The sequence below is a fragment of the Sphingopyxis chilensis genome, assembly GCF_035930445.1.
Taxonomy (GTDB): Bacteria; Pseudomonadota; Alphaproteobacteria; order Sphingomonadales; family Sphingomonadaceae; genus Sphingopyxis; species Sphingopyxis chilensis.
Genome location: NZ_CP142394.1, coordinates 3390212 through 3402749, shown reverse-complemented (window position 1 = coordinate 3402749; position 12538 = coordinate 3390212). Strand labels below are relative to the sequence as shown.

Here is a 12538-nt window from a genome sequence, read left to right as displayed (position 1 = left end):
GATGCGGCGGGGTTGGCAAGCCGGCAAGAGGCGATAGAGAGACGCGATGGCCCATATCCTGATCCTTGCCGCTTTGCCCGAAGAAGCCGACGCGCTGTTTCCCGGCACCGGCGAACGCGTCGGGGGGCTGTTTGCCGGGCGGCGGCTGGTCGTTGGCAACCATAGCCTCTCCATCGTCACCACCGGCCTCGGCAAGGTCAACGCCGCGCTATGCGCCGGCGCGCTCGCCGGCGATGCCGACATACTTCTGATGACCGGCACCTGCGGTTCGCTCGGCGCGGCGCCGGGTGCCTATTGGATCGCCGAGGCGCTGCAGCACGATTATGGCGCCAACCAGCCGGGCCTCTTTCGCCGTTACCGCGCCGGCGAATGGCCGATCGGCGAGGCGGGCGACGCGCATTTTTCGGCGATGGCCGATCCGGGGCTTGGGCTGCCGCACGCGCGGATCGCGAGCGGCGACAGCTTCGTCGCCTGCCCCGATGCGGCCGCCGATCTTGCCGCGCTCGGCGCGACGCTCGTCGACATGGAGGTGGGCGCAGTCGCGCAGGCCGCGGCGCGGTTTGCGCTACCGTGGGCCGCGATCAAGGCGGTCACCGACGAAGCGAACGACGACAGCGCCGGGGACTTCCACGCCAATCTCGTTCGCGCCGCGTGCGCTGCGGCGCACGAGGTCGAGCGGCTGATTGCGATGATCTGAGGCGTTCCGCCCGGGTCCCGCCTGTGATAGTCTGGCGCATAACGACCGAGGGAGAGACTCGCCATGCGGTACCGGTCTTCACTAGCCACGCTTGCCGCCTGTGCGGCTTTCGCCGCGTCGATTGCGTTTGCGGCTGGCAGCGGCGGGAGCGGCAGCAGCGCCCCGCCTAGCCAAAGCGCCTACGACCCGACGATCGATTATCAGAAGGGCGCCGACGCCTTCGCCTCCGGCAAATATGACGAGGCGGCAAAAGCGTTCAAAAAGGTCGTGTCGGCGGTGCCGAAGAACCCGCAGGCCAATTATCTCCTCGGCGCGAGCTATATGGCGCAGGGCGACTTTTCGCGCGCGGTGAAGCCGCTCGAGGCCGCGGTGCGCTATGACGAGAAGATGGTCGACGCGCGCCGTGACCTTGGCATTGCGCAGGCGAAGCTCGGCAAGGCGGACAAGGCGGACGAACAGCTTGGTGCGCTGAAGGCGATGCAGGAGGGATGCGCCGGGACTTGCGCCGATTCGGCAAAGCTCGCCGACGCGGTCGCCAAGCTGGAGGCGGCGGTTGCCGCCGGTCCGCAGGCCCGAAGTGCGGTCGAGCCCGAGGTGCGGCTGGCCTCGGCCGCGACGCTCGATGCCACCTATGTCGCCGCGGTGGGCCTGATCAACGAGCATCGCTACGAAGCCGCGATCGCGAAGCTCGACGCGGCCTTGTGGGCGGCGGGGCCGCATCCCGACGTGCTCACCTATCTCGGCTTTGCGAACCGCAAGCTGAAACGTTACGACGCGGCGGAAAGCTACTATCGCGAGGCGCTTGCCATCGCGCCGGCGCATCGCGGCGCGCTCGAATATTATGGCGAACTCAAGCTTGAACGCGGCGATGTTGCGGGGGCGAAGGCGCATCTTGCGAGGCTCGAGGCGATCTGCGGTTTCGGCTGTCACGAGGTCGACGAGCTCAGGCGTTGGATCGCGGCGGGGCGTTCATCGGCAAGCTGATCGCGATCGCGGCGCTGCTTTTCGCGACCGCGGCGCCGCGCGGCGATGCGCCGCCGGCGTTCGAGCAGTTGCGCTGGACGGCGCCCGGCGCCGCGCGGACGCTATTGTCGGAACAGCCCGCGACCTGCCTCGCCGCGAACAATGATATGGTCCGGAGCGGCCGTGCGCTGTTCGGGACGCCGACCCTGCTCGGCGGGCAGGCCGCCAAGGCTGGCCTCAGTTGCGCGAGCTGCCACATCAACGGGCGCGACAATCCGCATTTCCTGCTCGCGGGGGTTTCGGCGGCGCCGGGAACGGCGGATGTGACCAACAGCTTCTTCAGCGCGGCGCGCGGGAACGGCCTTTTCGATCCGGTGCTCATTCCCGACCTGGCCAGGCCGGGCAAGGTCGCCCGTGATCCCGAGGCGCGAGCGCTCGAGGCCTTCATTCGCAATCTGATCGTCGAGGAATTCGGCGGGCAGGAGCCGACGCCCGCGATGCTCGCCGCGCTCGCCGCCTATGTTCGCGCGGTCCGGTCCTGTCCGGGCGAGCCGACGGTCGCGCGGCGGCTGGGCGACCAACTCGCGGCGATTGCCGATGGCGCCGCAGGGGCGCAGCTGATGATCGGCCGTGGCGATCGGCAAGGCGCGCGGCTGTCGATCGCGGCGATGCGTCATCAGCTGGGATTGGTCGCCGAGCGTTATGCGGGGCCGGGCTTCGCGCGCGACCGGGCGGCGCTGCTCGCGGGATCGCGTCAATTGCAGGCCATCGGCGATATCGCCGACGTCGGGCAGATGCGGCTCGCCATCGACCGCTGGACGCTCGGTTTCGAAACCGGGCTGGCGCAGAGGTTGCGCCGTGCCGAGGCGCGGTCGCTTTATGATCCGACGCATCTCGACCGCGCGCTGCGCTAGTTCGGGCGCGATCGGCAATCATGTTGCGCCGCAGCACCCATTCTGTTAGGGGCGCGGCGTTTCGCGGCGCTTTGGGCGCTGCCCCCTTCCATCAAGGCCCGTTTCCGCATGTCTCTGCGCAATATCGCCATTATCGCCCACGTCGATCATGGAAAAACCACCCTCGTCGACCAGCTGTTCCGCCAGTCGGGCACCTTTCGCGACAACCAGCGTGTCGAGGAAAGGGCGATGGATTCCAATGACTTGGAGAAAGAGCGCGGGATCACCATCCTCGCGAAATGCACCAGCGTCGAGTGGGGCGAAGGCGCCGATACGACGCGGATCAACATCGTCGACACGCCGGGTCACGCCGACTTCGGCGGCGAGGTCGAGCGGATCCTGAGCATGGTCGACGGCGTCATCCTGCTCGTCGACGCGGCCGAAGGGCCGATGCCGCAGACCAAATTCGTCACCGGCAAGGCGCTCGCGCTCGGCTTGAAACCGATCGTCGTCGTCAACAAGATCGACCGCAGCGACGCGCGCGCCGCCGAGGTGCTCGACGAGGTGTTCGAGCTGTTCCTGACGCTCGAGGCCAATGACGAACAGCTCGACTTCCCGATCCTCTATGCCTCGGGCCGCGGCGGCTATGCCTCGCCCGACCCCGAAGCGCGCGAGGGCACGCTCGAGCCGCTGTTCCAGACGATCGTCAGCCATGTGCCGACGCCGGGCCTCGACGAAGATGCGCCCTTCACCTTCCTCGCGACGCTGCTCGACCGCGACAATTTCATCGGCCGCATCCTGACCGGCCGCGTCCAGTCGGGATCGGTCAAGGTCAACCAGCCGATCCACGCGCTCGACATGGACGGCAAGGTGATCGAGACCGGCCGCGCGTCGAAGCTGCTCGCCTTCCGCGGGCTCGACCGCGTCCCCGTCGACGAAGCGCGCGCGGGCGACATCGTCGCGATCGCGGGCCTGGCGCAGGCGACCGTCGCGAACACCATCGCCGACACGAGCGTCAGCGAACCGATCGCCGCGCAGCCGATCGACCCGCCGACGCTGTCGATGCGCTTTGCCGTCAATGATTCGCCGATGGCGGGACGCGAGGGCAGCAAGGTCACGAGCCGCATGATCCGCGACCGCCTGTACCGCGAAGCCGAAACCAATGTCGCGATCCGCATCACCGAAAGCGCCGACAAGGACAGTTTCGAAGTCGCGGGCCGCGGCGAGCTTCAGCTTGGCGTGCTCATCGAAACGATGCGCCGCGAAGGCTTCGAACTCGGCATCAGCCGCCCGCGCGTGCTGTACCAGACCGACGAAAGCGGCCAGCGCACCGAACCCTATGAAACCGTCGTCATCGACGTCGACGACGAGCATAGCGGCACGGTGGTCGAGAAGATGCAGATCCGCAAAGCCGACCTGACCGACATGCGCCCCTCGGGCGGTGGCAAGACGCGCATCACCTTCAGCGGCCCGAGCCGCGGCCTGATCGGCTATCACGGCGAATTCCTGTCCGACACGCGCGGCACCGGGATCATGAACCGATTGTTCGAGAAATACGGCCCGTACAAGGGCCAGATCGAGGGCCGCAAGAATGGCGTCCTGATCTCGAACGGCAATGGCGAAGCGGTTGCCTACGCCCTGGGCCCGCTCGAAGAGCGCGGCATCCTGTTCGTCTCGCCCGGCGAGGCGCTGTACGAGGGGATGATCATCGGCGAGAATGCCAAGCCCGACGACCTTGAGGTCAACCCGATGAAGTCGAAGCAGCTCACCAACTTCCGTTCGACGGGCAAGGACGACGCGATCCGCCTGACCCCGCCGCGCCGCATGACGCTGGAACAGGCGATCGCCTATATCGACGATGACGAGATGGTCGAGGTGACCCCGAAGAATATCCGCATCCGCAAGGCGCTGCTCGACCCGCACGAGCGCAAGAAGGCGAGCCGCAAGAAGGAAGCGGCGTAACAGGTCAAGCCCTCCCCTTCAGGGGAGGGCAGCGAGACTTGGCAACTTGCTGCCTAGTCGCAGCGGGTGGGGCCTATCGGCCTCGCGCAAGGCCGATAAGCCCCACCCCAACCCCTCCCCTGAAGGGGAGGGGCTTTATTTGAGAGGACATGCGTTGGCCCGCCTGATCCTGTTCAACAAGCCGTATGGCGTGCTGTCGCAATTCACCGACCGCGGCAGCGAAACTGCGCGCGCGACGCTGTCCGACTATATCGACGTGCCGGGCGTCTATCCCGCCGGGCGGCTGGACCGCGACAGCGAGGGCCTGCTGATCCTGACCGACGACGGCGCGTTGCAGGCGCGGATTTCGTCGCCGAAGCACAAGATGCCCAAAACCTATCTGGCGCAGGTCGAGGGCGAGCCCGACGACGCCGCGCTGGCGGCGCTCGCCCGCGGCGTCACGCTGAACGACGGCCCGACGCGCCCCGCGACCGTCCGCCGCATCGAGGCGCCAAAGCTGTGGGACCGCGACCCGCCGGTGCGATACCGCAAGAGCGTGCCCGACAGCTGGATCGAACTCACCATCACCGAAGGCCGCAACCGCCAGGTGCGGCGGATGACGGCGGCGGTGGGGTTTCCGACGCTGCGGCTGGTGCGGTGGCGGATCGGGGGGTGGGAGATTGAGGATTTGGGAGTGGGGGCTTGGCAGGAGGTAGGGTGAATCCAACGCCAAAATATCCTTTATCCGCGTGCAACCCTTCTCGAGCAATGGTAGGCGCGAATGGACAGTATTTCGTGCGAGGAATCTTCTATCAATGCCTCTTAAAGACGGGACACAGGAGAACTATCAGCAGTCCGCTGTCCGCCATTTTAATGACGCCACCGAACTGCGGCGAACTGGACGATTTGACAACGCAGGCCACCTCATCGGTTTCGCCGCGGAGTGTGCGATCAAACACAAAATCGATTCTTTAGGCACGGGGAACGCTTCGCCCGCTCAGCATCTTCCAGAGATCCTTGCCGCAGCTCGGAAGAGGTTGGGAGCGCGCGCAAACTACGTAGCAATGTTTGATCTGCTAAAGGGCGATATTTTCTCGGATTGGGCCGTCGATCACCGGTATGGCGAAACCGGAAAGGTCTCAGAGGCTCAAATCGCAAACTGGGTATCAATCACGCAGCGACTCTTAGCTGCAGCCAACATTCGCGTACGGAGTGCATAATGTCACTTACATACGATTTTAGTCTCAGCCAAATGGTTGATATCGTTATGGATAAATGGGGTGAAACTGCTATCGCGGAGAACCTCTTCTTGCGTGACGCGTCCGGTCGACTGACATTTGTAGTCCTCGATGCATCTAGATCAGGAGTTCAGCGCGAGGCGCTGTCGGCAATCATCAATAATGAGTTAGGCGCGTACGCTGACCCGAGCGGAATTTCGGTAGCGACACCTGATGAACTATTTGATGAAACGCTCAACGATCTATCATTGGGCACTAAATTTCCGATCAAAGGTGCTCTGTATGAAGGTCACGTCAGGCTTCTCGATCGGAGAGTAGTTGGAGCAGATTGGCTTAGGGCGCCAGCAAAGGAAAGTCCTACAATTCCTCGACTCTTCTTTGTAAGTTTAAAAGGTGGCGTCGGCCGATCGACGGCGCTTTGTGTTCTTGCTGCCCACCTTGCTACAATTGGTTTAAGAGTTCTGGCAGTTGACCTCGACTTGGAGGCGCCTGGACTAGGTACCATGCTTTTAGACCCCGACACGACGCCAAAGTTTGGCGTGCTAGACTACCTAGTCGAGACCAACGTCGGAGAGGTCGATGATAAATTTGTCGCAGATATGCTAGGGCCGTCGCAATTAGCATCCGGTCGTGGCGCGGTGACAGTGATCCCCGCCCTCGGTTCCGTCGCAACCGAATATCCAGAGAATGTGTTGAGTAAGATTGCGAGGGCCTATTTGCCATCGGATAACGATTCAGGTTTGGCGAGTTTTACAGCAAAAATAGAGAAGCTACTTGATGTCGTTGTAAGCTCAAATAACTATGATGTTGTATTGGTTGATGCTCGAGCAGGACTTCATGAGTCTACGGCTGCTGCGGCTGTTTCTTTGCGTGGAGAGACACTTCTTTTCGGCATGAATCAGCCGCAAACCTACGCAGGCTATCGAGCACTTTTCTCTCAGCTATCTGTCACCTTGGGAACCGAATGGGTGAATCATCTGCACCTCGTTGAAGCTCGCGTAGGTGCGAATGGTCCGACATCTGATTTCCTTTCGAACATGGTTGGGATTATGCCATCGCCGAGGGGGCCATCAGAACCGCTGGGCATCCCCTTCGACCAACTGCGTGAGAATTTTGCAGTGGAATGGGATGAAACAATACCTGACTCGGAATCCGATGCCCTGTTGGACCCGGAGATCGATTCAACTTTTATATATGAAAGTGAAATGTTTCATGGATTTGATCCATTAAAACATCCTGATCGATTAGACCGAGGCGTTTACTCAATTGTCTTCGAGAGCTTCCTTGCGCGATGTGAAGAGATTTTGGAATCGGAAGACTTGGCGCTAGCGGAATCAAATTATGCAGAACGTTGATTTTAATGATATTCGTCGGTTACTGATTAACCTTCCGACCGACCATGACGCTGATGGCGATCACAGGCCGCGCATAGGTGATGTTTTTGCTCCAGAGCAACATGCCTCAGCGTTGGCCCCCTCAACGCTCATCGTTGTCGGAGCTCGTGGTGCGGGAAAGAGCTTCTGGGCTGGCGTTCTCGGACAACCTGACACACGAGAACTCGCAGCGGAAGTCTATCCCCGACTTGGGCTCGATCGGGTTCTCGTGACCTTTGGGTATAATGGATTTGATACCGGCTCGGCAGTGACAAAGAGAACTGTCGAGGCGAGGACCCGGTCCGGGGGGCACGATGTCGCCGTTAGTTTTTGGCAATCGGTACTTTTGCGTGCCGCTTTAGAGGCAATTGAAGATCCTGAAGCAGAAGAGCCAATCTCGAGTTTCATGACCAAATATGCTGACCCTGAGGACTATGAGGCGCGTCTAAGGCAGGTCGATAGACAGTTGGACGCCGCTGATAAAACGTCCTTGATCCTGTTCGACGCGTTGGACACGCTATCGCGTGAGTGGGGACGGCTTACGCTACTGACGGATGCGCTTTTTGAGGCATGTTGGATGCTCCGGGCCAGACGTAGAATCAAAGCAAAAGTTTTCATTCGACCAGATCAGCTGAACGATGAAGGGCTTAAGTTTGTTGAATTGCCCAAACTAAGAAGTGGAAGGATTGAGCTCGATTGGTCGCGTGCCGATCTTTACGGCCTCCTGTTTACTCGTATGGCGGAAGCCGAGGTCGCCGTTCAAGGCAAGAGTTTTGCAGCGCTTTGTAAGAGGGCAGGGTATCCGGTCCCCGCTACTAATGCTGAGCGAATCAGAAGATGGGAACTTGCCTCAAGTGAAAATGCGCAAAAGATCCTGATCGATCGAATTGCCGGTCCTTACATGGGTAGAAGTGCCACGAAGGGAGCAACGTACCCGTGGACATATAAGCATCTAGCCGATGGACGAGATGTCGTGACGCCAAGGAGCTTCCTAAAACTTTTTGTGGAGGCGGCCCGCCATGCACCGGCACTTCAAAACCAAGCGATCACAGCGGAAGGAATTCGACATGGGCTACGAGAGGCTTCTAAAACCCGCGTGGAGCAATTGGCGCTAGAATATCCATGGATTAAGCGGGCCCTCGCTCCGCTTGCCGGGTTGAAAGTGCCATGCCCCAGCTGGGAAATACATGACGCTTGGATCGCGAGTGACACGGCAAATGTGATAACAAAAGCGGCCAAAGATGAGGGCTTTTTGCCCCCATATCACCATGCTTCGTCCGACGAGGCTGAGGAATCGTTGGAAGCAGCGATGGCTCGAATAGGAGTGTTAGCTTATCGAACGGATGGCCGTGCTGATATGCCAGACCTTTTTAGAATAGCTTCACGGATGTTGAAGCTTGGTGGTGTGGCTTTAAAAAGCCGGAAATAGACATTTGAGCATTCTGCGCAGCTTTCAGATATGCAAGGTTCTTTAGAACAAACCATAAACAAACTCCTTTCCTACATTCCTCCACCACGTCATACCCTGTCCGGTTTGACAGACAGGAGGACTCATCATGCAGAACCGCACCCCGATCGCGGCCGAAGCCCGGCCGCCGCTTCCCGATTTTACGCCGGTACCGCGCAAATACCGGCACGACGGGTGGACGCCCGAGCGGCAGCGGGCCTTTATCGCGGCGCTCGCCGATACGGGGTCGGTCAGCCGCGCCGCCGCGATGGTCAATATGGCGCAGACGAATTGCTATACGCTGCGGCGCGCGCCGGGGGCGGAGAGCTTTCGGCGGGCGTGGGAGGCGGCGCTCGATTTCGGGATCGCGCGGCTGAAGGATGTCGCGTTCGAACGCGCGATCGACGGCTATCTGGAGCCCGTCTTTGTCGCGGGCAAGCTGATGGGGTTCCGGCGGCGGCACAATGACGCGCTGCTGATGTTCTGCCTGCGGCACTATGGGCAGGACGCGGGGGGCAGGCGCACGACGATCAACTATTTCTCGACGCGCGCCAGTGCAGGGGCGGGCGCCGCGGTTGCGGGGAGCGGTGAGGGCGGCGCGGCTGCGGAGGCGTCGACGACGACGGTGCGGACGGTGATCCACGGCGACGGTTCGGGAGCGCCGGGCGCGGCGGGAACGCAGGATGCGGCGGCGGGGCTGATCGAGGGGTTCGAAGGGGTGGCGCTCGACGAACAGGCGAAGGCCGAGATCGACGCGGCGTTGCTCGCGCTCGCCGAGCGGCAGCGCGCGCTGATCGCCGCCGCCGACACGGGCGGGCCCGACGCGATCGACGCGCAGCTCGACGATCCGGGGATCGGGCTGGTGACGGTGCATGGCAAGGGGGTTCCCTTTCGCGGGCCGCTGCAGGCCTTTGAGGGGCCGGCCGATGCCGAGCCGGCGCGGCGTTTCGCGGGCGAGGCCGACTGGGTGGAGGCGGGGGGCGATATTCCCGAGGGTTACCGCGACTGGATCGAGGCGGCCGAGGCGCGCGGCGAGCGGACGTCCGCGGTGCCGCTGACTGCGGCGGCGCAGGACGGCGTGGCGACGGTGAGGAAGCGGCCTTCGTGGCGGCAGGCGCGCAAGGCGAAGGCGGCGGGGGGCGAGACGGGTTGATCCTCCCCACGGCTTTGCCGCGGGGAGGACCGGGCGCGCGTCAGAACTTCAGGCGCGCGCCGACATAGAAGATGCGGCCATTGTCATAGATGGCGCGCGGGCGGTCGCGGGTGCCCGAATATTGCTCGATCTTCTCGTTCGTCAGGTTCACCGCGTCGGCGGTGAGCGCGATATTGTCGGTGACATTGACGCTGACCGAGGCGTCGAGCGACGCGAGCGACGCCTGGTTGAGCGGCGCCGCGCGGTCGATGTCGATGAAGAATTTCGAGCGGTAATTGTACGAGAGGCGCGCGCTGACGAGGTCGTTCTCATAATAGCCCGTGAGGTTCAGCGAATGTTTCGAATTGCCGGGGATGGGGTCGCCATTGTTCGCCTTGGCGTCCGAGTAGGTATAGTTGACCACCGCGCCGAAGCCGCCCCAGATCGGGCGCGACACCTGAAATTCAAAGCCCTGGTTGCGCCCGCCGTCGCCGTTGCTGCGGCGGTTGATCTGATAGGGGCAGTCGAAGAGGTTGGGATTGGTTCCGGGTGCCGCGACGCAGCCCGCGGGCTCCGACCCCGGCACGAAGACGCTCGGCAGGATTTCGGTCGAGGTCGTGTTGACGATATACGACTGGATATCCTTGTAGAAGGCGGCGAGCGCGACGATCGTCTCGCGGTCGGGATAGAATTCGATCGAGAGATCATATTGGTTGGCGCGATAGGGATCGAGGTTCGGATCGCCGCCGCGCCCCGTCAGCAAGGTGCCGTTGAGGTCGACGCCGGGGGTGATGTCGACGAAGTCGGGGCGCGTCACCGTCTTGCCCGCGGCGAAACGCAGCACGACCTGGTCGGAGAGGTCGACCGACAGGTTCGCGCTCGGCAATATGTCGGTGTAGGAGCGTTTCGCGCGCGACGGGGTGAAGCCGCCGAAGGGGTTGGTGAATTCGGGGTTCGCGCCGCCGATGATGAAGCCGTCGGAGGTCTGCTTCGTCTCGATCACGCGCACGCCGACATTGCCGCGCCAGCCCTCGCCGCCGAATTTGGCGAGGCCGTAGCCGCCCCACGCCTTTTCGTTGATCGAATAGGCGTTGCCGGGGACGAGGAAGCGGTCGTTTGCGGGCGAGGTCGATGCGCCATAGATGGCGCGCAGCTTGGCGGAATCGACGCGCCAGTAATCCGTGAGCGTGCCCGGCGCCGCGATATTGTCGAGGAAATCGCCGGGCATCCCGCCGCCGGTCGCGAAATCGGCCGAGGTGCAGGGGGCGCCGTCGCAGGTGAGGCCGGGGGTGAAGACGCCGCCGTTGGTCGCGAAGCGTTCGGCGACGCGGTCGTGATCGGTATATTTCAGCCCGAATTTGAGCGCGGTGAGCGGCCCCCATTCGACCTGTTTTTCGAGGTCGAGATAGACATATTTCTCTTCGTCATCGTTGGTGACCGACTGGATGCGCCCGAAATCGGGGCGGATCCCGGCGGGATTGAGCGGATCGGGGTTCGCAAAGCTGACCTCGGGCCGGCCGCTGGTGAGGTCGTAGCTGAAGGCGCCGGGGCCGGCGAATTCGATGAAATTCTCGTTGCTCGTGTCGCCGTTCGCCTTGGTCCAGCCCGCCTTGAAATGGACCGAGAGGCTGTCGGTGGGGCGGTAGGTGAGGTCGAAATCGGCCGAGACCGTCTTGGCGACCGCCTGCCGGTCGATCGCGTCATAGACGACGCCGAAGCCCGTCGTGCCGCCGTTCGCCGAGGCGATGTCGCCCGAGACCGCGACGCCGTCGCGCACCACCGCATTGCTGATCGTGCCGCCGCCGCCGAGCGCCTGTTCGCCCCACGCGATATAATTCTGGTTGAAATTGTCGGCGTTGAAGCGCGAGTAAAGCCCGGTGATGTTGATCTCGAGCGCGTCCGACGGGCGGAACTGGATGCCGATATTGGCGCCGTAGCGTTCGCGGTCCTGCTCGAACAAGGTCGAGCCGATCAAGGTCGGGACGAGCGCGCTCTGCCCGCCGCCAACGGGGAAGGAGCGGTAGCCGAAGATTTCGAGCCCGTCGCGGCGCGTGCGGCGCTTCTGGTAGATGGCGCCGACGAGGAGGCCGAAGGTCTCGTCGTCATTCTTCCAGCTGACGAGCCCCGACACCTGCGGATCGACCTTGCCCGACAGGTCCGAATAGGCCGCCTGCACCGACGCCGAGAGGGTGAGCGGGTCGAGGTCGAGCGGATTGCGCGTGATGACGTTGATCGTGCCGCCGACCCCGCCTTCCTCGACGTCGGCCTGCGGGCTCTTGTAGACTTCGAGGCGGCCGATGATCTCGGCGGGCAGGGTGAGGTAGTTGAAGCTGCGCGTCGAGGCGACCTGGTCGAGGATGAACCAGTCGGCGGTCGCGACGCTGTGGCCGTTGAGGAGGGTCTTGGTGAGGTTCGGCGCGGTGCCGCGCAGCGAGACGCGCTCGCCCTCGCCGAACTCGCGGTTGACGACGATGCCGGGGACGCGCTGGAGCGCCTCGGCGACATTCTTGTCGGGGAATTTGCCGACATCCTCGGCGGTGACGACGTCGGCGATCACCGACAGGTCGCGCTTCGCGTCGATCGCCTCGCGCAGCGAGCCGCGGATGCCGGTGACGACGATTTCGCTTTCGGCGGCGGCGTCGGCGGCGGGCGCGGCGGTCTGGGCCTGCGCGGCCGAAGCGGCGAAAAGCAGCGTACCAATGCTCACCGAGGCAAGCCAATATCTTGCATTGGTCATATCTAAATCCCTCCTTTTGGATGCCAATCGATTATATCTGTCGATTTGCAGGGGAATTTATACAGACCAATTTATCCGTCAACCTCATTTCATCGCGGTTTCACACCCGTTCACTGG

General features: G+C 62.8%; 9 protein-coding genes. 8 read left to right on the top strand and 1 reads right to left on the bottom strand.

Annotated features, from left to right (window positions below):
• Positions 1–46 precede the first annotated feature (46 nt).
• The 8 genes from VSX79_RS15910 (at position 47) to VSX79_RS15875 (ending at position 9705) form a co-directional block, all read left to right on the top strand.
• Positions 47–697, top strand: a complete 651-nt coding sequence (locus VSX79_RS15910) for a 5'-methylthioadenosine/S-adenosylhomocysteine nucleosidase family protein (RefSeq protein WP_326913839.1) — start codon at positions 47–49, stop codon at positions 695–697.
• A 63-nt stretch (positions 698–760) separates the two neighbouring features.
• Positions 761–1681 carry a tetratricopeptide repeat protein gene (locus tag VSX79_RS15905; protein WP_179493714.1) on the top strand — a complete coding sequence of 307 codons (921 nt, stop codon included), beginning with the start codon at positions 761–763 and terminating at the stop codon, positions 1679–1681.
• Positions 1648–2574 carry a hypothetical protein gene (locus VSX79_RS15900; RefSeq protein WP_326913838.1) on the top strand — a complete coding sequence of 309 codons (927 nt, stop codon included), beginning with the start codon at positions 1648–1650 and terminating at the stop codon, positions 2572–2574. The genes VSX79_RS15905 and VSX79_RS15900 overlap by 34 nt, the downstream gene beginning before the upstream one ends.
• A gap of 108 nt (positions 2575–2682) precedes the next feature.
• A complete protein-coding gene (gene typA, locus VSX79_RS15895) occupies positions 2683–4515 on the top strand; it encodes a translational GTPase TypA (protein ID WP_179493716.1) in 1833 nt (610 codons plus the stop codon).
• Positions 4516–4669: 154 nt separating this feature from the next.
• Positions 4670–5215, top strand: coding sequence for a pseudouridine synthase (locus VSX79_RS15890; protein WP_326913837.1), 546 nt, complete (start codon positions 4670–4672; stop codon positions 5213–5215).
• A gap of 498 nt (positions 5216–5713) precedes the next feature.
• Positions 5714–7087 (top strand): KGGVGR-motif variant AAA ATPase, encoded by a 1374-nt coding sequence (locus VSX79_RS15885; RefSeq protein ID WP_326913836.1) that lies wholly within the window; start codon positions 5714–5716, stop codon positions 7085–7087.
• A complete protein-coding gene (locus VSX79_RS15880) occupies positions 7074–8534 on the top strand; it encodes a hypothetical protein (protein ID WP_326913835.1) in 1461 nt (486 codons plus the stop codon). The genes VSX79_RS15885 and VSX79_RS15880 overlap by 14 nt, the downstream gene beginning before the upstream one ends.
• A 127-nt stretch (positions 8535–8661) precedes the next feature.
• Positions 8662–9705, top strand: a complete 1044-nt coding sequence (locus VSX79_RS15875; RefSeq protein ID WP_326913834.1) for a hypothetical protein — start codon at positions 8662–8664, stop codon at positions 9703–9705.
• Between the two features lie 40 nt (positions 9706–9745).
• Here VSX79_RS15875 and VSX79_RS15870 read toward each other — a convergent pair whose 3' ends face one another.
• Complete coding sequence (locus VSX79_RS15870; RefSeq protein WP_326913833.1) at positions 9746–12421, bottom strand: TonB-dependent receptor; 2676 nt, start codon at positions 12419–12421, stop codon at positions 9746–9748.
• Positions 12422–12538: the final 117 nt, after the last annotated feature.